This is a genomic window from Rothia sp. P7181, from assembly GCF_048513015.1.
GTDB lineage: Bacteria > Actinomycetota > Actinomycetes > Actinomycetales > Micrococcaceae > Rothia.
In genome coordinates this window covers 67,713-88,106 of sequence record NZ_JBLXXZ010000008.1, presented here as the reverse complement: position 1 = coordinate 88,106, position 20,394 = coordinate 67,713, and the positions used below count along the sequence as shown (strand labels likewise).

General features: G+C 47.5%; 23 protein-coding genes and 1 pseudogene. 10 read left to right on the top strand and 14 right to left on the bottom strand.

The window, feature by feature from the left end:
* Nucleotides 1-113 precede the first annotated feature (113 nt).
* Nucleotides 114-1,637, bottom strand: a complete 1,524-nt coding sequence (locus ACN08Z_RS05520; RefSeq protein WP_419103602.1) for an aminopeptidase P family protein — start codon at nt 1,635-1,637, stop codon at nt 114-116.
* A 104-nt stretch (nt 1,638-1,741) separates the two neighbouring features.
* Between ACN08Z_RS05520 and ACN08Z_RS05515 the strand changes: the two genes are divergently transcribed.
* Nucleotides 1,742-2,611 carry a PHP domain-containing protein gene (locus ACN08Z_RS05515; RefSeq protein WP_419103577.1) on the top strand — a complete coding sequence of 290 codons (870 nt, stop codon included), beginning with the start codon at nt 1,742-1,744 and terminating at the stop codon, nt 2,609-2,611.
* 53 nt (nt 2,612-2,664) lie between these two features.
* Here ACN08Z_RS05515 and ACN08Z_RS05510 read toward each other — a convergent pair whose 3' ends face one another.
* From ACN08Z_RS05510 to ACN08Z_RS05490, 5 genes are all read right to left on the bottom strand, one after another.
* Nucleotides 2,665-4,170 (bottom strand): DEAD/DEAH box helicase, encoded by a 1,506-nt coding sequence (locus ACN08Z_RS05510; RefSeq protein WP_419103576.1) that lies wholly within the window; start codon nt 4,168-4,170, stop codon nt 2,665-2,667.
* A 229-nt stretch (nt 4,171-4,399) separates the two neighbouring features.
* Entirely contained in the window at nt 4,400-4,627 is a 228-nt protein-coding gene (locus ACN08Z_RS05505; protein ID WP_419101579.1) for a DUF3107 domain-containing protein, read from the bottom strand.
* Nucleotides 4,628-4,736: 109 nt separating this feature from the next.
* Nucleotides 4,737-4,988, bottom strand: coding sequence for a hypothetical protein (locus ACN08Z_RS05500; RefSeq protein WP_419103575.1), 252 nt, complete (start codon nt 4,986-4,988; stop codon nt 4,737-4,739).
* A 205-nt stretch (nt 4,989-5,193) separates the two neighbouring features.
* The gene (locus ACN08Z_RS05495) at nt 5,194-5,322 is read right to left on the bottom strand and encodes a type II toxin-antitoxin system RelE family toxin (protein ID WP_419103601.1); all 129 of its coding nucleotides are present in this window, start codon (nt 5,320-5,322) and stop codon (nt 5,194-5,196) included.
* A gap of 141 nt (nt 5,323-5,463) precedes the next feature.
* The gene (locus tag ACN08Z_RS05490; protein ID WP_419103574.1) at nt 5,464-5,688 is read right to left on the bottom strand and encodes a hypothetical protein; all 225 of its coding nucleotides are present in this window, start codon (nt 5,686-5,688) and stop codon (nt 5,464-5,466) included.
* A gap of 105 nt (nt 5,689-5,793) precedes the next feature.
* Between ACN08Z_RS05490 and ACN08Z_RS05485 the strand changes: the two genes are divergently transcribed.
* The 3 genes from ACN08Z_RS05485 (at nt 5,794) to ACN08Z_RS05475 (ending at nt 8,109) form a co-directional block, all read left to right on the top strand.
* Complete coding sequence (locus ACN08Z_RS05485) at nt 5,794-6,039, top strand: hypothetical protein (RefSeq protein WP_419103573.1); 246 nt, start codon at nt 5,794-5,796, stop codon at nt 6,037-6,039.
* 1,307 nt (nt 6,040-7,346) lie between these two features.
* Complete coding sequence (locus ACN08Z_RS05480; RefSeq protein WP_419103572.1) at nt 7,347-7,820, top strand: hypothetical protein; 474 nt, start codon at nt 7,347-7,349, stop codon at nt 7,818-7,820.
* Nucleotides 7,810-8,109, top strand: a complete 300-nt coding sequence (locus tag ACN08Z_RS05475) for a helix-turn-helix domain-containing protein (RefSeq protein ID WP_419103571.1) — start codon at nt 7,810-7,812, stop codon at nt 8,107-8,109. Before ACN08Z_RS05480 ends, ACN08Z_RS05475 begins: the two co-directional genes overlap by 11 nt.
* Nucleotides 8,110-9,023: 914 nt before the next feature.
* On the opposite strand, the gene ACN08Z_RS05470 is transcribed toward ACN08Z_RS05475, so the two are convergent.
* The 3 genes from ACN08Z_RS05470 to ACN08Z_RS05460 all read right to left on the bottom strand — a co-directional run bounded on the left by ACN08Z_RS05470 (nt 9,024) and on the right by ACN08Z_RS05460 (nt 10,320).
* Nucleotides 9,024-9,353, bottom strand: a complete 330-nt coding sequence (locus ACN08Z_RS05470) for a lysostaphin resistance A-like protein (protein ID WP_419103570.1) — start codon at nt 9,351-9,353, stop codon at nt 9,024-9,026.
* Nucleotides 9,354-9,642: 289 nt separating this feature from the next.
* On the bottom strand, nt 9,643-10,068 hold the full coding sequence (locus tag ACN08Z_RS05465; RefSeq protein ID WP_419103569.1) for a hypothetical protein: 426 nt from the start codon (nt 10,066-10,068) through the stop codon (nt 9,643-9,645).
* Nucleotides 10,069-10,320 carry a hypothetical protein gene (locus ACN08Z_RS05460; RefSeq protein WP_419103568.1) on the bottom strand — a complete coding sequence of 84 codons (252 nt, stop codon included), beginning with the start codon at nt 10,318-10,320 and terminating at the stop codon, nt 10,069-10,071.
* Between the two features lie 196 nt (nt 10,321-10,516).
* Here ACN08Z_RS05460 and ACN08Z_RS05455 point away from each other — a divergent pair.
* A pseudogene (locus ACN08Z_RS05455) lies at nt 10,517-10,993 on the top strand (recombinase family protein); the annotation flags it as partial.
* 767 nt (nt 10,994-11,760) lie between these two features.
* Here ACN08Z_RS05455 and ACN08Z_RS05450 read toward each other — a convergent pair.
* Together ACN08Z_RS05450 and ACN08Z_RS05445 are read right to left on the bottom strand one after the other, a co-directional pair.
* A complete protein-coding gene (locus tag ACN08Z_RS05450) occupies nt 11,761-11,973 on the bottom strand; it encodes a hypothetical protein (RefSeq protein WP_419103567.1) in 213 nt (70 codons plus the stop codon).
* 35 nt (nt 11,974-12,008) lie between these two features.
* A complete protein-coding gene (locus ACN08Z_RS05445; RefSeq protein ID WP_419103566.1) occupies nt 12,009-12,611 on the bottom strand; it encodes a hypothetical protein in 603 nt (200 codons plus the stop codon).
* Between the two features lie 500 nt (nt 12,612-13,111).
* Between ACN08Z_RS05445 and ACN08Z_RS05440 the strand changes: the two genes are divergently transcribed.
* The 3 genes from ACN08Z_RS05440 (at nt 13,112) to ACN08Z_RS05430 (ending at nt 15,058) form a co-directional block, all read left to right on the top strand.
* Nucleotides 13,112-13,372 (top strand): hypothetical protein, encoded by a 261-nt coding sequence (locus ACN08Z_RS05440; protein WP_419103565.1) that lies wholly within the window; start codon nt 13,112-13,114, stop codon nt 13,370-13,372.
* Between the two features lie 128 nt (nt 13,373-13,500).
* Nucleotides 13,501-13,905, top strand: coding sequence for a replication initiation protein (locus ACN08Z_RS05435; protein WP_419103600.1), 405 nt, complete (start codon nt 13,501-13,503; stop codon nt 13,903-13,905).
* Nucleotides 13,799-15,058 (top strand): primase C-terminal domain-containing protein, encoded by a 1,260-nt coding sequence (locus ACN08Z_RS05430; protein WP_419103564.1) that lies wholly within the window; start codon nt 13,799-13,801, stop codon nt 15,056-15,058. Before ACN08Z_RS05435 ends, ACN08Z_RS05430 begins: the two co-directional genes overlap by 107 nt.
* Before the next feature lie 11 nt (nt 15,059-15,069).
* Here ACN08Z_RS05430 and ACN08Z_RS05425 read toward each other — a convergent pair whose 3' ends face one another.
* The 3 genes from ACN08Z_RS05425 to ACN08Z_RS05415 all read right to left on the bottom strand — a co-directional run bounded on the left by ACN08Z_RS05425 (nt 15,070) and on the right by ACN08Z_RS05415 (nt 17,556).
* The gene (locus ACN08Z_RS05425; RefSeq protein ID WP_419103563.1) at nt 15,070-15,405 is read right to left on the bottom strand and encodes a hypothetical protein; all 336 of its coding nucleotides are present in this window, start codon (nt 15,403-15,405) and stop codon (nt 15,070-15,072) included.
* A gap of 72 nt (nt 15,406-15,477) precedes the next feature.
* Nucleotides 15,478-16,140, bottom strand: a complete 663-nt coding sequence (locus ACN08Z_RS05420; protein ID WP_419103599.1) for a TetR/AcrR family transcriptional regulator — start codon at nt 16,138-16,140, stop codon at nt 15,478-15,480.
* Between the two features lie 111 nt (nt 16,141-16,251).
* On the bottom strand, nt 16,252-17,556 hold the full coding sequence (locus tag ACN08Z_RS05415; RefSeq protein WP_419103562.1) for a glutamyl-tRNA reductase: 1,305 nt from the start codon (nt 17,554-17,556) through the stop codon (nt 16,252-16,254).
* A 157-nt stretch (nt 17,557-17,713) separates the two neighbouring features.
* Here ACN08Z_RS05415 and hemE point away from each other — a divergent pair, with 157 nt between their 5' ends.
* Together hemE and hemG are read left to right on the top strand one after the other, a co-directional pair.
* Nucleotides 17,714-18,835, top strand: a complete 1,122-nt coding sequence (gene hemE, locus ACN08Z_RS05410; RefSeq protein ID WP_419103561.1) for a uroporphyrinogen decarboxylase — start codon at nt 17,714-17,716, stop codon at nt 18,833-18,835.
* Between the two features lie 5 nt (nt 18,836-18,840).
* Nucleotides 18,841-20,292, top strand: a complete 1,452-nt coding sequence (hemG, locus tag ACN08Z_RS05405) for a protoporphyrinogen oxidase (protein WP_419103560.1) — start codon at nt 18,841-18,843, stop codon at nt 20,290-20,292.
* The last annotated feature ends 102 nt before the right edge of the window (nt 20,293-20,394 follow it).

The window sequence follows — 20,394 nt, the reverse complement described above, 5'->3', positions numbered from 1 at the left end:
TCTGAACTGGTGAGTTGAAAAGCTGAGGAACAACTGTCCATCACCATAAAACGGGGTGTGGGGTGTTCACCATATCTGGTGAACACCCCACACCCCGTTGGCATAATCCTCTGCTATGAACGCAAAGAATCCATCCACTGTTCAATCTCAGCAACAGTACGTGGAAGATCTGCTGAAAGATTCACCGGACCATCTTCAGTGATGAGAATATCGTCTTCTAAACGAATACCAATACCACGGTATTCTTCACTAATAGCTAAGTCCTCTTCCTTGAAATACAACCCTGGCTCAATCGTGAACACCATACCCGGCTCAATGACACCATCAAGATACAGCTCACGTTTGGCCTGAGCGCAATCGTGAACATCAAGACCTAAATGGTGGCTTGTCCCATGAGGCATCCAACGACGATGCTGACCTCCCTGCTCTGACAAAGCAACCTCTGCCGATACAGGAAGCAAACCCCACTGTTCAAGACGCTCTGCTAAGACAGCAGTAGCCGCCTCATGAACCTCACGGAACCGGCGACCAGGAACAGCTACTTCAAAAGCCGCATCAGCAGCGTCAAGAACCGCCTGATAAATCTTTGCTTGCACTTCAGTAAAACGCCCGCTCACTGGTAGCGTTCGAGTGATGTCAGCAGTATATAGAGTGTCATCTTCTACGCCAGCATCAACAAGAATCAGCTTTCCCTCATCAACCGAACCATTATTACGAATCCAATGCAAAATAGTGGCATTATTTCCACACGCCGCAATAGTGTCATAGCCAAGATCGTTGCCTTCTTCACGTGCTTTTGCAAAGAAAGCACCCTCAACTACACGCTCACCACGATGATGGCCTACCGCCCGAGGCAGAGCACGAACCACATTCTCAAAGCCCTCAATAGTGTGCTGTACAGAACGACGAAGATTTTTGACCTCCACCTCATCTTTAACAAGACGCGCCTCAGAAAGAGCCTCTGTCAAAAGAGCATCGGTCTGGTCAGCTTTCTCTAAATCCACCCCAGTGTTATAACGAGAGGTATCAACGAGTGCGTCAATATTTAAGTCGACGTTACGCACAAGACGGATATTAATACCGCCAAGCGCCTGACTACCAGCATTCTTCGTGATAGCGACTTCTAACTCCGAAAGGTCCGCGGTACGGATACCGTACTCTGCTTCCACCGCTGCGAGGGTAGGGCGTGGACCAACCCAGAATTCACCATAGCGAGGATCAGCATAGAACTGTGCGCTATCTCGTCCAGCAAGAGGCCGGAAATAAAGCGTCACCTCGTGATGCGAACCGTTATCTCCGTGGTTTTGCTCAACTGGTTCAAAAACGAGTACAGCATCAGGCTCTTGGTCTAGCCCAAGACCCGTTTGGTGCGCAAAGGCAGAATGAGGACGGAACCGGTAATCGGTATCATTAGAACGCACTTTAAAAGCACCAGCAGGAATCACAAGACGCTCACCAGGGAAAAGGCGTGAAATACGGGCGCGACGTTCAGCCGCATAATCTGCTACTTCTGCACGTTCAGGTAATGGTGTTTCATCGGGCGCCCAATATGAGGCCATAAACTCAATAAAAGCTTCAGACTGGGGAGGCTGAGAGCGATTATTCACTCTTTGCTCAAGGGGCTGTTCATCTGTCATATCAGAAGATTTATGTTCATCAGTAACCATAGATACAACTCTAATACGTTCAGAGGTATCTATACACCTATCTTTGTCATAGACAAGCAACCTAAGATAGAAATATGTCATATGATTTGCATACTCATTCGGTACTATCAGACGGTACACAGAGCGTACAAGAACTCGTCGCCGAAATTGCTCACTGCGGATTAACAGGTTTTTCCCTCACTGATCACGACACTACCGCAGGGTGGCAAAGTGCACAAAAATATGCTGACGACTGGGGACTAGACTTCTTACCAGGTATGGAAATCTCGTGCGCTATCGGCCCGCTTAGCGTACACCTACTAAGCTACGGACATCAACAAAACGATAGCGTCCTGAACAAACATATTACGCAGGCTCGCACCTCTCGCCGGACACGAGCTCAAAGAATCGTTCAAAAACTCTCTGAAACATACCCCATCACATGGGAAGACGTCTTAGCTCAAGCATCATCAGGAGCAACTATCGGCAGACCCCACATTGCAGACGCCCTCGTGAACGCAAACATTATCAAAACCCGCAGCGAAGCCTTCTCCGGATTACTGGCAGACCACTCAGCATATTATGTTCCGTACCGTGCCGTACACCCCGTTGACGCCGTCACCATGGTTAAAGCTGCCGGAGGAGTACCCATCATGGCACACCCCCGTGCTCGTATCCGCGGACAAGTTGCCTCTGCAGAGCTCATAGAACAGATGATTGAGGCCGGACTAAGCGGACTTGAAATCTATCATCGAGACAACAACGAAGAAGACCGCAACTGGCTCAAAAAACTTGCCCAAAAATATGACCTCATCATAACTGGCTCTAGCGATTACCACGGCGCCGGAAAGCCTAACCGACTAGCAGAAAACACCACACCAGCCCAAACCGTCGAACGTATCAAAGAAATCATCCGGCAGAACCACCAGAAGAACACCCCACCTCAACACACCCAAACAATATAAAAGGCGGTGCCCATAACCCCTTGGGTTAAGAACACCGCCCCAATCAATACAGGCTAGTCTTGTGAATCACCATCATTAACGATACGTTTGCGCCGACGACGACGCGGAGCCTGCTCGCCCTCTACCCGGGTACGACGTCGTGAACGACCAGAAGCATCTTTCTCCACAACGGGGGAGTCTGAACGCGTATTATCATGCTCTTGACGGCGAGGGCGACGCTGCCTTTGCCCATTATTCTGCGAACGACGAGAAGAAGAGGAAGAACGTTCTGAGCGGCGCTCGCCTCTGCGCGGTGAACGTTGAGCAGAAGCATCAGAATCCTTAGGCTGAGCATGAGGCATCTTACCTCGAGTGCCTTCAGGAATATCAAGGTCACGGAAAAGATGCTCAGAAGAAGAATACGTTTCTACAGGCTCTGGGACACCCAACTCTAATGCTTTGTTAATGAGAGACCAACGAGGGATATCTTCCCAATCAACAAGAGTAATTGCGGTACCAGTATGACCGGCACGGCCTGTACGACCCACACGGTGTACATAGGTTTTTTCGTCGTCGGGGCACTGAAAATTAATCACGTGAGTGACGTCATCAACATCAATACCTCGGGCTGCTACATCTGTAGCGACAAGGACATCAACGGTATTATCACGAAACGCTTGTAATGCTTTTTCGCGTGCTACCTGAGGCAAATCGCCGTGAAGAGCACCCGCACGGAAACCACGATTCTGTAACTCATCAGAAAGCTTTGCTGCAGAGCGTTTTGTTTTGGTGAAGATAATGGTACGTCCTCGCCCATTGGCGCGCAGAACTCGACCCACTAACTCATCTTTGTCGAGAGGATGAGCACGATAAATAACTTGACGGATAGACGCCTTTGTCAACGACTCATCTTCGGAAGACTGCGCTTGAATATGCATTGGTTTACGCATATAACGGCGTGCCATGGTCAGCACAGGCCCAGGCATGGTTGCCGAGAAAAGCATGCTCTGACGAATCTCGGGCAAACTTGCAAGAATTTTTTCAACATCGGGTAAGAACCCTAAATCAAGCATCTCATCGGCTTCATCAAGAACCACAATTTTTACCTGCGAAAGATTCATCTTCTGCTGGCGTTGTAAATCAATGAGTCGGCCGGGCGTACCAACAATAATCTCAACTCCGCGGTCAAGAAGTTTAACCTGCTGTTCATACGGAACACCACCGTATAACGTCACAACACGAACTCCCGCACCTGCTGCCGCAGCAGAGAGATCGTCACCTACTTGAACAGCAAGCTCACGAGTTGGAACAATAATTAGCGCTTGAGGGGAGCCCGGGGAGCGTAACGAATCCCAACGGGGATCTTCGGGGCCGATGACTCGTTGAATTGCGGGCAGACCAAAACCTAGAGTTTTGCCGGTACCTGTTTGCGCCTGCCCGATGATGTCATTGCCGGCGAGAGCAACAGGCAACGTGAGAGACTGAATAGGGAACGGATGAATGATGGAACGTTCAGCTAAAGCTTGGCAAATATCTTCGCGTAGTCCGTAATCGGCAAAAGTCTTGGGGTCTTGGTTCACGTATGTGTTTCCTGTAGAAAAGGCGCAAAAGCGCAACTATGGAGGTACGCCGATCGTGAGAGAACAAGTCACCTTATCTCAGCAGGTGACACTACTAAACATTACTGGTGGATAACGACCGGACAACCGTCTTATCTTAGCCATTCTAACAAAGCTGAAGAGAAAAAAGTGGAGAGCCTAAAAATATAGGCCCTCCACTATCGTCTACACCGTTTATATCAACGGCATATTATGCTGAGAAATTAAAGCCGACGCGACGCTTTGTCTCTGAACCAATTTCAACGAAACCGATTTTATCTCCAGGAATCAATACAACGTTACCCTTATCGTCTTCTAGCTCTAGAACCTCACCTTTATCCATGGCGCGTGCAATGAGCTGACGCAATTCAACAGGGTCTTTATCGGACTCGATAACTACTTCGCGAGGCATATTTCTAATACCAAATTTAACGTCCATAATTGCTCCTTAAACAACGGAAATTACCGGTCATGTCTCTAGACATTCTAAAAGGTGAAGACAAGAACACCTAGAAATATCACCCTCAGCGTACCACCCCTACGATAAATCACGCAGAAGAGTCCTTTGTGAACTCTTGGGAGAGCAGAAGATGTGATTCACGCTCTTTAACATCAGCGTTTGCATCAAAATGGATTTCACGCCCGCTGCCAACTTTCATTTCAAGCTCAGTGACGACGTGACCGCCTTCGCCGTCTTCGACGATGGTCGAGAGTTGGATGCTCATAGAAAGGACTGCACGTAGCTGACGGACAGCCTCGCGCGCAGTTTTGCTATCCCCTTTGATACCTAAATCAGACATGAACCCTCGATAGCTTTTCGCTAATTCAATCCGAGGAGAACCCGTTTTCACAGCTTCAGTAGTGACATACAACAGCGCAGCACGAGCGAGCTTTCCAGAGGGGATAAAAGATTCACGGCTACCATCAGGATTAGTAATAATGCCAGGAGTGATTCCGAGTGTCCAAGAGCCGTTTTTACAAAGTCAGATTTTCTCTTTGACCGCTTCATCGGTAAACCTTTGAACGGTGTCCAACCTCAAGAGCGATAATCACCACGCGGGTTGAATCAAAGTCGATAATCGCCCTGTAATTACCTACACGATACCGCCAGAGACCAGCATATTCGCCTGTCAGAGCCTTACAATGCGCTTATGGAGTATCGAAAACTTGAAAGCCGCTCAGGGTATCAATCGCACGGTGCCCAACCGGTTTATCTAGTTTTTTGAGGTCTTTCATAAAGCCCTCATCGAGGTAAACATTCCAAGTAGCCACGTTTTATAGGCCTAGCTCTTTTCGAGCTTCGTCAAGGGTATATACACGTGCATTACCTTCACGTATCGCCTGAGCGCGGGCATGTAGCTCGTGAGCGTGTTCTAGTTCTGAGATTTTTTGTTCCAACGCTTTTTTGACATAAAAAGCGACGGGGTGTTCGGTGGTCTGAGCGAGAATACTCAAACGTTCTTTGAGCTGACAGAGTATTAACGGGAGTCTCGACGACATACCAAAATATTCCTAACATTCTATGAAAATTTTGGATATACAAACCTGCCTATTGTTGGCTATAAGAAAGAAAACGTATTGTATGCAGTGTAATACACTGCTCTTATGCGTACACAAGTACCTTCCAAAAAAGTAATAACCTTCCGAACAACCCCAGACGTTCAAGAACGCTTAGCAGGCCTATCCAAAGAAACTAACCGAACCGTTTCCTTCTATATCAATTCCCTTCTGGAAGAGCACCTCGGAGAACTTGAGCACGCCTATGGGCTTCGCCAAGACGCGGAGCAAGCACGTTCTGGAAAAGCTAAAACATACTCCCTTGATAGCATCAAAGCTGAATTAGATCTATGAGTTGGAGTGTTGAATTTACTGAAAACTCACGTAAGCACATAAAAAGCTTGACCGGCAAATAGCAAAGCAAATCGTCGAAGAGTGAGAAAAACTTTCTGCTTTTGATGAGCCAAATAAACATTGCAAATCACTAACTGCAAAATGCTTAGGGTTTTGGCGTTATCGTGTTGGTGATTATCGAATCATTATTGATGTCAACCAAGGTCATTTTTTTAATCCTTGCCTTGGATATAGGACACCGTTCAAAAATATACCGTTAATCTTCTAGGACGGGGTGACTTTATTTATCTGAAGTCACCCCGTTTATTTCTATTGAGGATAAATGGGTAAATGTTTTGGCATTGCCCGTTCGGTGATGGAAGGGTAAAGAATGATTGAAAAGATTAGTTATTAGATGATAAAAATATTTTATTTTTTCTGTTCGTCAACGATCTAGAACATTTTTATCATAGGAAGATTTACTTAGGGATATTCTGCATTAGCAGGGTATCCCTTTTTTGTTGCTCTGTTGCAAAAGAAACAGTAGCCATGCAGTCTCCTGCAACAGAACCCTCTGCAACAGAACCAAACCAGCACCCCCCCCCACCCAAAAATAAAACCCAATTTACTTACACACGTCTGGCACCGAGGTGCAACCCGTTAAAAATCTTTAACCCCTTTGACTTACAGCAGACCTCAAAACCGTCAATACAAAGCATGGACGAAAACACAAAATACTGCCCCGTGTGCTCTAAAAAATCTCGACAGAAGCCGACCCTCTACGCATCTACTGCTCAGACTCGTGCAAAACTAAAGCCTCAATAAGACGAAAAAACCAGAAGCCTATCAACAACGCAATTACTTCTGAAGAAGAAGCTGAGCATCTTCGCAAGAAGGTTATGCAACTGCAAAAAGAAAATTTGCAGTTGCAGAAGAAATTGCAATCTAAGCAAAACTTGAATCGAGTTCTTAGCAAGAAAGTTGCAAGCCTAGAAACAGAGGTTGCAGAAGAAAAAGAGAAGCACCTTTGCAACTTGCAACAGGTATAAGTAAGAGCAACTGATCGGCAGAAAAAGTTGCAGAGCAACATCAACATGTTGCGAGCAGAAAACACTCGACTTTCCACCGAAGCAGAGAAGAACCATCCTCAGCAAAAGAAGCTAGATGAACTGAAATCATATATCTCACAGCTCCTTAACGTTTACCGCTCTAAGTACTCTAAGTACTCTAAGTAAGAGTGCCGGATTTCCATTCGGTTCCGCAGCATAAAATAAAAACTATTGATATGATATTAGTAATAATTCTCTAGCTACACGAAAACAAAAGACATGAATAAAGAAACATTTAAAAACCATACTCTATGGGAAAAACTAAATGAAGTTTATAACCGATATAAAAGTATGAGAACAATACAACTTCCAGAGCAACACAAAAACATATTCCAAGAATTAAAAACTTTTATATCTTTATATCAAGGTTTTAAAAATGTATTACCTGAACTGCATGATAAAACTTTCCTTGATAATAGCTACCAACGATGGCATAACATAAGTTCTAAAATAGAGGAAATAAACGAGTCTCACATAAAAAATATAAATTGCTCAGAGATTACCTCTTATCTGGATAGCATCGCCCATGAGATAGGGGAGCTCCGCACGCTTTCCAGAAAGTTCAACACCTATCAGCCTTTCAACAAGGAACAAAACAGCCTCACAGGTGAAGCTTCCACCTTCAACGATTTAGAATTTTTGAGAAAAGCCTCGATTCTCAAGAAACTTACGGAGGTAATCAATGACCGGTAAGCCAAAACGTTTAGACCGTAAGGGACTCTCTATAGCTGAGTTAGCTCAAAAATCAGGGCTTTCTAGAGGTACCATCATTCGGTATACTCCCCGGACACGTAAGCAGTGGATAGAGCAGAAAGCCCAAGAACTCGAAGCCATACGTGCTTACCATGACGATGAAGGATATTCATGGAGCCAAACCGCTAAACACTTCGGGCTATCCACCAGCACCGTCCAACAAAGAGCACGACGTGCTCGCAGGGAACGAGACGAAGAACAAGACCAGTCCCCCCCCAAGGTCGCCTAAAAGCACTCCACAAAGCCCCGCCTGCTCCTAGTGCGGGGCTTTCGCCATGCAAAAAGCCGTTTACGTAACGTAAATGTATAGCTTGCTCCGCCCGGTATTTAGGCGCTCTCACTCTTTTGAGCCACTCAAAATACAACTTTCCTGGCTCATTGAATGCAAGAGGTGTAACAAGAAAACCAGCTACTAAAACAGGCTACGAGCTTCCAGAGTCAGGGATTTATTGGCCAGGGTTACTGTCGCAAATGCGACAGTTGAGCACAGGGTCCTTCATGGCCGGATGTATAGGCATGCCCTCAGGGGAAAGAACCGAGCTCTACAGAGAGCTAGGACAACACAGAAGACAAGACAGCAACAGCTCAGAAACACCAGGCACACAACAGATACAGAACCAACCAGCCCACCCAACAACTCTGCCCCGATCTACAGGAACTTTTTTCATACACACGTCTGGCATTGAAAAGTACTAGGGCGTATTTTTACTCTGTTCCTGGCTTACGCAAGTCAACCTTTGATGAGGGCTTGGTGTTGGAATTGGGGCGGGGGGGATTGGTCTGTGGTGGAGACTCGGGCGTAGCCGATGGTGGTGTGGTGGGTGGTCATGGTCTGAGGGTATCGAAAAGGCTCCCTGGTGTGTTTGCCGGTGAGCCTTTTCGGTGCAGGTTTTCGGTATGGGTTTTTCGGGGGTGTTGGTTGCTCGTTATTCCCGTACCGAAACCGGTCTTTTTCTATTTTTTGAGGGTTTGGGGTGGCCACCCTTATGAATAAGCCTCTATAACTTTATAAAGAATCTTTGTGTGAAGATAAAATCTTGTATTTACTGCATAGGGAAAAACTTATGAGTGTGGATGATATTATAATTCCAAATACTAAATACAAAATATCTTCGTAACCCCAGATTAGAGGAACTATAAATATTAATAATAAATATGTATCAATATCGGTAGATGTATACCAAACTTTAAATACAAGAGAGAATTTGCTAACCCAAAGATAAACGCAAAAATAAATCCGTTGGAAACACTCGTATGACCAACCGTAAAAAGTATAGAGCTGATGAATATTAAAATAAAAAGAGGTAATTTTATAGATTTAAGAATTTCTATAAGGATACCTCTAAAAAAATTTCCTCTGAAGAAACTTGAAATATTGTAAGAAAAATCCAAAGAATATCTTGGCCGACAATCTTGCCTTGTATTGGGATGCCTGTTAATAGTTTTGGAAAAGCGGTCAGAATGATGCTGCATATAATACTGAAAAGCAATATAAAAGATATTTTTAATTTGCTTATATTTATTTGCGATGGATCTTGTTTCTTTATGTAATCGATTCTAGTCATGAACCATGATTAACAAAAGCGCAGGGAAAGAAAATGAGAAAGCAAGAACTGGTATCTTATAATCTTCTGCCAGGTAGTAGTTAGTCGTTGCAAGGGTGGTAGATGTGGGAAGAATCCAGCCGGCAGCTATAAAACCTACCAGTATAGATAGAACAGCTGCCGGCAAGTAAACTAAAAATAGCCTGACTGTATGAAGTTTACTGTTTTTTGGATTCGAGTATTGCATTGTTTGTTTCAAATAAAGAAACCCAATATTCACCGGTTTTCAGAATAAAAGGGATGTTCATCAAAGTTGAACAGACATCCATATGATCAAGATCCTCATATGATATCGCTACCATTGATTTAGAATCTGGTATTTTTTGAGAGACATCTACAAAAGATCCTTTATATCTATCTATCAAACCTTTGGATATGTATGCTTCAATACTCTCTTTTAAATCATCGGGTACTTCTTGGGGGGATTTATAAGATTCTAGGATAAAAATTTCGAGATCTTTTAAACCATCGTATGAAGTATCTGTAAATTTGGGGAAATATTTTTTTATAATAGGGCAAAAAGTGTCCGATTTTATTCTATTTTCCCAATCTAGTAATACGTTATCCATTTTATCGAGGGACAATTACCCAGCCTTAACACATTTCAGGCCTGAAGGGTTAGGCATCACTCGACGGAGATTCTCGCAGGCAGTCTTAGTCGTTACAATTCTAATTACACTTCCCCAAGTCATTGGGTTCTGCTGTGATTCTGAGTATGCAGCAGGAGACTGATTAGCAACTGGGCTTGTAGCTGGAGAGTCAACTCCTGCACCGACGATGAGAGCAAGGGCTGAAGCAATGACTGCAATTAGCTTGTGGGAACGAAAATTTTTCATCTATGCTCCTAAGAGTTTGAGACTTTCATCACGTCAGAGATACTTTAGCATAAGGAATAACTACATTCCCATTCTCTGTTAACTTCACTCCCTTTTCCTCCCAATATTTTCATCCACCGGTTTCGATACCCTCAAACCATGACCACCAACCACACCACCATCGGCTACGCCCGAGTCTCCACCACAGACCAATCCCCCCCAACTCCAACACCAAGCCCTCACCCAAGCAGGCTGCTACCACATCTACTCAGACACCGAGCTCACAGGCCGCACCATGGCAAGACCACAACTCACAGCCTGCCTCAAAGCTCTGCGCCCAGGAGACACCCTCATGGTCTGGAAACTCGACCGCCTAGGCCGCAACGTCAAAGGCCTCTGCCAACTGCTTGAACATCTCGAAGCGCACAATATCCACTTCCACTCTTTGACCGAAGGAATCGACACCAGCACCCCGGTAGGAAAAATGATGTTCCACATCATCGCTTCGCTGGCTGAGATGGAATCTAACCTGATCTCAGAGCGCGCCCGGGCAGGACTTGCTGCCATGAAAGCAAAGAACGGAGGCAAGAAAGGGGCCGGTCCTGGCCGTCCTGCAAAGTTATCTGCTGCCCAGAAGGGGCAGTTGGTGCGGATGTGTTCGGAGGTCTCTCTGAGTGCCTCAGAATTACCCTAGTTTCTGGATTTTAGGCGTTGACTTACGGAAATCAGAAACGGAGTAAAAATACAGTGCAACGCATTTCAATGCCACAGGTGTGTTGCATTTTTCTGTGTACTTTTTTCATACCTGAGCCTGCATACTTGCCTGGTCACCCCTACTCGTCGTAAGAGTCCTTTTGCCCTCTGGTTGGTCTTAGTTTCTGGATGCTGGGTTTACCTGCTGTGGCTAGATCTTCGGGGTAAGAAAGAAAAACGGTAGCACCTTCCAGGAATTACACCTTTTGGTTTTAGTTCCAAAAGCCACTTGACAGTTTGCAAGCTGTCACCGGGTTTTCGGGGAATTTCACGGTCGGTAGCGGCAGGAGGCAGTGAGGATGCAGCGCGTGGGCAGGTGTCTCGGAGGGCCCTGGCACCTGGTGAGGGGACCTCGGCGGGGATGAGATTTCTTCTCTTAGCGTCTTGTGCTTTGGGCCTGCGGTTAGATACTTTTGGGCTCCTATCTGGTTTTGATATGGATTTAATCTGTGTAGCACCTACTGTTTCCTTCTAATCTCAACTCCGCACCGGTGTCCCCTTGGCCGTTCCAGCGCACAACTCAGCCAGCCGACACTACACACCAGATGAGGGACGAAGAGGATGTGTGGTGTCGACTGGGAAGGGTCTAAGCACTCCGGAAACTCAAGGGGGCAGGGGGGTAAAGATATGTTGACGGGGTTCTGTACGGGTTCAGCAAGCTACATTAGTTCCTAACCAATAGGCTGGCTATAAAGAAAATAATTTTTATTATTTTTGCTGCCAGATTTCTTTTCGTAACGTCGTAAAAGCCAGTACAGTAGCCATAAAAAATCCAAAAAATCCAGCTGAAACTGAATCTCTAAAAGGCGACATAGTGCCCCCAACGATACCCCCAAGAACTAAGCCAAACACAACAAAAATCGTGATCGTCAAGAGGTATAAAAACAATACTCGGAACACTATAGATTTCTTACTATTCATAGCTTTTGCAACTCCTCAAAATTCGAATCATAAGCTTATGATAAATGCCCCCGACAGGTAAAGGCGGCCCATCCAAGGTTTGCTGCAATAACGACAGGACCTCCAATAGTTTTACCAGCAGTCGAGACAAAGGCCGGCCCCAAGGCTCGAACAATTGTACTAGCAGCCAAACCATATTTCGCTGCCTTAATCGCAGTAACAATTGAACTCCAGGTACCTGCAGCAAATGCTGTCACAGGAATACCCAAAGCCCCTTGCACCATACATTTAGCAAACTCTGCTGCGCCCTGTGGCGCTGCGTTTCTGTCAAATGAAAAGTGAGAGATGGATGTTTGCACCTCAGAAGCATTAATTGCAGCAGCAAGATTATGGAATAGCTGCGAATTATCGGAATATCCTGATGATACAACAGCAGCTTGATCAACTACGTACAGACCATTAGCATCCTGAAGCACAAATTCAGTAAAAATCAGTTCGAATGCTTGCTCAATTTGAGTTTCTGCAGAAACAACCTGATTACTCTGGCTATAGCTTGCAGAAGGCGAAAGAGATTCACTAGCAAATGCAGCCGGAGAGAGCCCGAGTGCAAGAGTTGCGCCAATCCCTAGAGCGAGAAATTTCTTTCCGATACTTTTCATGGGGAATCCTTAGTACGTCAAAAAGTAACATGTACCATTCGATATGATGTAGGGCACATTCTAGTTGAAGTGAGGGCCGGACGCAAAGGGTAGAGGTGCGGCATTTGGAAGATGGCTGGGGCCACCCGCTCGGGGGAGGAGATCGTAATACCCTGATTAAGCTCCCGAAATTAGGCCGTGTGCCCGATGGTATGAAAAATCATCTCATTGCGCTGACACTCCACCAGCTCACCCCAGACAGGCTAGGACAGGTTTCGTAGCTCCCAGTGGCTCAGAAGCCCTCAGAAGGGCTCTAAGCACCCCCCCCGAGGCCATACGGTGGAACAATCAAAGCCGGGTAAACCACCCCAGCGCCCACATAGAGCGGGTTACGGCATTTTGAGGGGGTCAAGGCATTTACTGCCGGGTCGCCGTTACAAGCACGGCACAAAAGCTCGGCAACGCCTCTAGCGAACTCGATAGGCGCGCGGTGGGCCTTGTCGGTCAACGGTACGCCCCCAATGAGCCAGAAGGCAGTAGAGGTTGCCTTGACTGAACACAGATACCTAAGCGCTGAGACAGTCCGAGAAATCATGTCTAGCGAAGCTCAAGGAGTAGTGCTACGTAAAGACAAACCGGGGGATACTAAAGCAACCGTGGTTCTGATCGAAGGGCAGAGTTTGAACTGGGTTGAGGAAACCTTGAAAAGGATTTCGTGGGTGGCTTACCAAGGTGGTTGTGGAGCTACCGTGTTCGCTCGCGCAGGAGAGCGAAATATCTGACTTGGTTAACTTATCCACTTTCACTATAGGGAGGTTTGTGTCACTATTGAACTATGACCGAAACCCTCGACTGGGAAACCGTATGGCTACCGCGATATCCCTACGCCACAGACGACCTCTCATAAGGCATTTGGCGGCAGAAACGCGACGAAGCTACGGGCAGACGCTACATCGAAGCTAACCCCCAGGCACTCACCAACCTGCTCGTTATAGACATCGACGACGGCATAGCCCTGCAAAAGGCATACTGGTGCGAAAACTACCGCCCTAACTGGGTCATAGCCAACCCCGCCAACGGTCACGCACATGCCCTGTGGCTCCTAGCTTCCCCCGTACCTCGCACCGAGTACGCCCACCGCAAGCCGATCGCCTACGCCCACGCCATTACCGAGGTCCTACGCATCGCAGTAGACGGAGATAAAGGCTATGCCGGGCTTATCACTAAAAACCCGCTACACGCCTCCTGGGAGGCTTACCAGCTCCATACCCACGGTCTATGCCTTAGACGAGCTGAAAACTGCTCTAGAATCTGATAATTGCCTTCCTAACCCCTCCTGGCGTAAAACTAAACGACGCTACACCACCGGGCTAGGCAGAAACTGCGTTATTTTCGATTCTGCGCGCCTGTGGGCTTATCGAGAGGTACGGAACCACTTCGGCAATCCTGAGAGCTTAGAAAAGGCTGTAACGGCTCATGTACACGGTCTCAATGCTGAGTTCAAAGACCCGCTACCGGAGAAAGAAGCCCAGCAAATTGCTAACAGCATTGTGCGGTGGATTGTGACGGAATCTTGGTTGTGGAATGACGGGGAAGCTGTATACGAAGCAACTTTTACAGCCATCCAGTCAGCGCGCGGAAAGAAGAACAAAGGCATTTCCAAGACATATAAAGAGCTACCTGAAAGTAGGATTGCACAATTAGAAGAAGCTCTTACCCAACAAGTCACAGCCAACGAAACACTTGAAACCAAATTTGAGAATCTTTCCTCTTCAATGGAACACCTAGAGGAACAGCAAAAAAGTAATTTTGAAGCCCAGTTAGAAACACAAGGCAACGAGTGGAAAAGCCTTCTAGAAAGAAAAGAAACCGAATATAACAGTATGCTTCATCACTCAGAAAAGGCGCTGTCAGCGCATGAGGACGAGGCGTTTTCTATTCTTGAGAAGCTTAAAACGATCCAAGAAGAAGTCGAAGCAGTCGCTGGCAACACAGCTTCCTCAGCCCTCGGAAGAAAGTTCAGCGAAGCAGCAAAAAAAGATCAACGGGCAGCGTTTTCTCTTATTATCTTGGCAACGCTGGGCACATTAGCAGCAGTAATCTACGTTATACGGGGCAACCCCCATAGCGACTTGCCTCCTCTACAGTGGGTAACAGCAAAGATTACTTTTACAATCCTTGTCGCAGGTACGGTCACTGCGCTCTTTTCTTTTGCGAAGAAGCTTTTAGATAATGCTCAGCAAGTCAAACGCTCTGAGCTTGAGATACGTGTTATCAACCCTCTTCTTGAAGACGTAAAGAAGGATGATTTGGCAAGTGAAACAAAAGTTGATTTTGTCAAACGCTCTTTTGGTCAGAGGCAAAGCAGTGATAAAGAAATAAATAGCCTTTTGAAAACCACTGATACCGAGGTAGAAAGGTTCACGCATATATTGCATTTGATTAGAGATATTTCTAAGAATCAGTAATCACGTAGTTTTTACGAGGTTCGAGATGATGAAATCTCTGGAGGTACCGAACGGCGCAACACAAGCCCTTTAAAGCCCTTGTTCTTGCCTTGTCCTGTGCCCATTTCGCGCACGTTAGCCGCAGGATAATGCTCTTTCACTGTTTCTAAAGCAATGCGGAACTTCTTTTTGAAGTTATCCATACTCTGCTGTTGTGACCCAAACTGAGCATAAAGCTGCTCCCACGTAATATGCAAAGGAGCATTAAGACTACCCAAACGGGACGATAACCATAGATAAATATCAAGAGCCAAAGGGGACTTACTCTCTTGCATAAGGGCACGCCAAGTGTCAGTCACAATCGGCACGGAATGCCCGACAATGATTGCTTCGTAGAATCTTCTGAACAAAAACCTGATAGAAGTGAAAAGGGCAGAGGACTAACCGTCATAGACAGAATCGTCATCAATGCAGAGTAGCCCTCCCCACGCTAAGCGAAAAACGAGATTTTGTGCACGAGCAAGCTCTTGGTCCTGAGCACCTTGTTGCAAAGCATGTTGTACTGCTGATAGAGCCATCCCCGTTAGCGTACGTGAAATGAGCACTGCTTCTTGTGCGGCTAGACCAGAATTAGGCTCTAACACTTGCGCAATATGATTAGCGATATGTAGATGAAGGTCATCAATACGCTGTTGAACAGCTAAATCACTGTGAATATCAGATTCAAAAATCAGCCGATAACCCTGCAGATTAGTGCGCGTGAACTCGAAGAAAGCACCAATAACACGTTCTGTTCGCTCACGGTTATCTTGGGTGTCGTATAAGGGGCGAACTAGGCGTTCTGTGAGCTCTTTAATCTGTTCGTCTAGTACAGCAAGATATAGTTCTCGTTTTGATTTGAAATGCTGGTAAAGTACCGGCTTCGTGACATCGGCAGCTGACGCAACCTGATTCATTGTCGTCGTATGGTATCCCTGAGAAGAAAAAATACGTAGTGCACTTAATACCAGATGTTGTCGTCGTAGTTCCTTCGGCAGACGCTTGTCCCCTGAGGAATAGTGCCGATCATGTGAATCTGGTTCTTGGAGTGGCTCAACGGTCACAGAACTCAACGCTTGTTCCTGAATCTATCTAAATAACGGACGAGTGATAAGGGCATAGACATCTACCGTGAATGGCTGATACCTCTGTATGAGAGGTATCGTCCATGACAGTTAGGAGGCGTCCTTATGTTTTTGCTCCATCTGAAGATGAGAGGACTCTGCGGTGTTTACCTCAATACCGTAGAGCGCTTCAAGAGCTGCAACGTAATCAGCTTCACGACCGTCTTTTGCTAAAGAACGTGCACGGACCGTAGGGGTGTGAAGTAGTGATTTCACCATACGCCGCATCGTAAGCTCTAACTGGTCTACGGCAGCACCACACCCATACTGGTTGCGAACCTTCTGCAGTTCATTGTCCAAAATAGACATCGTATGTTCCCTGAGAGCTACAATAGCAGCATCTACGTTGCGAGCCTTCTCTTGTACCGCAAAATGAGCAGCTTCATTGTCCACAATTGCGTGGGCAAGTTCAATAGAATCTTGAGTTTCGTTGGGGGCAGCCAGACGAACAGTCTCCAACGTAATCAACTCAACATCTGGCATATCTGCAACATCTGGAGCGAAATCTCTACTCAACGCCAAATCGAGAATAATGCGTTTCCCTGCAGGAACCTCATCAGCGCTCAACGGAGCGGCAGAACCAGAACACCCAATGAGAATATCTGCTTCTTTGAGAGCTTCGTGAAGAGCACCCTCAGGAACAGCTCGTATGGAGCGCTTGTCGGCAAAAGTAGCTGCACGACCAGAGGAAGAATATACACTAATATTTTGGCAACCACGCTCTCTCAGAGCCGCAACTGTAGCACCAGCGTAAGCGCCAGTACCAATAATGAGTGCGCGACGGGCATCCCACGCTAACTCTGATAGCTCATACGCTAAATCGAGAGCGACCGAAACAACTGAACGCCCTTGAGAACCAAGCAGAGTCTGCTGACCCACCTCTCGAGCAGTGCGAGCAGCACGATCAAAAAGCCGCACTAAATTACCGGTGGCTGTGCCTTCTTCGCGTGCAGTAGCAATAGCTCGACGTACCTGTCCGGTAATCTCTCGCTCTCCAACCACTGCCGACTCTAAACCAACCGCTACCGTAAATAAGTGTTTGACGGCCCCATGCTGAGTGAACACTTCAAAACTGCTTGCAACAAGTTCGTACGCTAAAGAAGACTGGTCGGCAATGCCACGATATATTTCCTGTGAAGTTTCTTCTAATATCAGCTGTATTTGCTGAGACGTTGCACCGGGGGATACAGCAAGCTCCCCATAAATCTCTAAACGGTTACACGTCGAAAGAACAACGCTTCCTCGAACCCGCTGCGCCGAAACATTTTTGAGCGCAACACTAGCACCGTTGGCCAATAATGCCACGGTGTTCAAATCTACAGTCTTGTGTGATGCAACGAGCGTAAATATAGTCACGACTGACTTATCATAAACATGTTTGCCCCTCAGACGCGAATAAAAACGGGAAATATCACTATTTTTCCTCGTAGATTCCCCTCTCAACCAGCAGATACCAGCAAAGAATGACATGGTGTCGGCAAACAATGCGCAATAATTTGGCACAATGGGAAACATGAGTAGCACTTTGAATCAACGAGAACTACTGAACACACACCAGCTAGATTCTCTTCCCACCACTCACCCACTCAAAACTACAGGCGTGGCAGAGTCACCAATGCTCAAAGCCCTCACCGGACAAAAAGGCTCACACCACCCCGTATGGTTCATGAGACAAGCCGGACGCTCCCTACCCGAATACCGAAAAGTACGTGAAGGTATTCCCATGCTAGAGGCATGTTTAACCCCAGAACTTGCCTGCGAAATTACATTGCAACCCGTACGACGCCACAACGTAGACGCCGCAATCTTCTTCTCCGACATCGTCGTCCCCATGAAGCTAGCCGGTGTAGACGTAGACATCGTCCCTGGCAAAGGCCCCGTACTATCCCAACCAGTACGCACCGCTGAAGACGTCAAAAACCTCCCCGAACTCGAAGACTGCGCACTCGACCCCATCCGAGAAGCAGTCAGCCTAACCGTCAAAGAACTCGGCGACACACCGCTCATCGGTTTCGCCGGAGCACCATTTACCGTCGCCGCTTATATGGTTGAAGGCGGACCCTCCCGAGACCACCTACGACCACGCACCATGATGCACTCAGACCCCGACACTTGGCATGCACTCGGACAATGGGCAGCCCGAACCGCAGGACAATTCCTTCAAGCACAAATCGAAGCAGGCGCCAGCGCCATCCAACTCTTCGACTCTTGGGCAGGGTCCCTCTCCGAAAGCGATTACCGCACCTACATCCAACCCCACTCCGCCCACGTTCTTCAGAGCGTGGCACATTACGGTGTTCCTAGAATCCACTTTGGTACCGGAACTGCACAACTGCTCAAAGCTATGCACGAAGCCGGAGCCGACGTCATCGGCGTAGATTACCGTCTCGACCTGACCGAAGCCCAACACCGTCTTGGTGGGGGAGTACCACTTCAAGGAAACATCGACCCTGCACTACTTAGCGCAGGATGGGACGTCCTCAAAGAACACGTAGACCACGTCCTCGCTGAAGGCGCTTGTGCCCCATCGCATATCGTCAATCTTGGACACGGCGTGCCACCAGAAACAGAGCCTGAAATACTCACCCGCCTCGTGGAATACATTCACACTCAAACTGCTCGGGAAGTAGCCTAAGAACAATGTCACCTGTCGATACTCGTTCCCCTAAAGAAACCGCAATCGTCGTCGGCGGTGGAATCTCCGGACTACTCGCCGCCCGAGAACTCGCTCAACAAGGGCTCAAAGTCACCCTGGTCGAAAAAGAAGACCATCTCGGTGGTGCAGTAGGCGCACACCAACTCGATGGACTCGTTCTCGACTCCGGCGCAGAATCCTACGCAACAAGAACCACCGCCGTCAGCGAGCTACTCGAAGAACTCAATATCAGCGAAAAAATCGTTACGCCACGGCAAGACGGCTCTTGGCTTTGCCTCCCCAACGGGACACATAAAGCACCAAGAACAGGGATTCTCGGCATCCCCGGAGACCTCAACGACCCTGACTTCAAAAAAATTATGAATAGAAGCGGTCTACGACGTGCTAAACTCGACCGTTTCTTACCCGCCTCCGCTGGGGAAAACGCGCGTACCCTTGGTGACCTTGTACGCGTGCGCATGGGACAACAAGTGCTCGACAGACTCGTCTCACCCATCGTTTCTGGCGTCCACTCCACACACCCCGACCACCTCGACATCGATTCTGTTGCACCAGGACTCAAAAAAGCGTTAAGCACCTACGGTTCTCTTGCTACCGCGGCAGCATCACTACGTAAAAGCTCCCCAGCCGGAGCACAAGTCGCAGGACTCATCGGCGGTATGCACCAGCTATCCGAAGCGCTCGTTGACGATATCCTGCGACGTAAAGTACGTATCCTCACCGGCTACGACGCCATCGCCGTCGACCGCGATCGCTGCCATAACCTCTGGACACTTATCCAACGCCAACCCGAAATCGGTGAAAAAGCTGCCGCCATCCACGGAAAATACCTCGTCATGGCATCAGATGGGCCTTCAACTCTTCGAATGCTCGGATCACACCTGAACAACGCCGACCTACCCCAAATTTCAGCAGGACCAGAAGTCGCCCTCGTAACACTCATCATCGAACAACCAGAGCTCGACTCCCGACCACGCGGCACCGGAGTGCTCGTTAGCGAAGAAGTCACCTCAGTACGAGCCAAAGCGCTCACCCACGCCAGCGCTAAATGGGAATGGATGAGCGAAAAACTAGGACCACACCGACACGTATTACGCCTATCCTACGGCAGAGGACAAGACACCAGCCCACTACAAGAAGTCAAACTCTACGACGACCAACTCATCACCTTGGCCATCCACGATGCCCAAAAACTTCTTGACGTCTCCATCTCACGAAACCAGCTCCTCGCAGCAGACGTCGTGCGATGGAAAGGGTCCTTACCTACAGCCAGCCCCGAACACCGTACAACAGTACAAAGCTTCCGCAGCGCACTCACCGAACTAGATAACGTCACCGCTGTTGGCGCATGGCTCAGCGGAAACGGGTTAGCTGCCGTCACCGCAGATACCCGCAAAACCCTCAAAAACTTTATTGAACAAAACAACATCGGATAGAACCTCAACGCTACAACTATCTAACGCCACGAGATTCACCGTAAAACACACAACAACTAGGTTTCTCCCCATCACCCCTGATAGAGAGGAACCTCTGAGGAA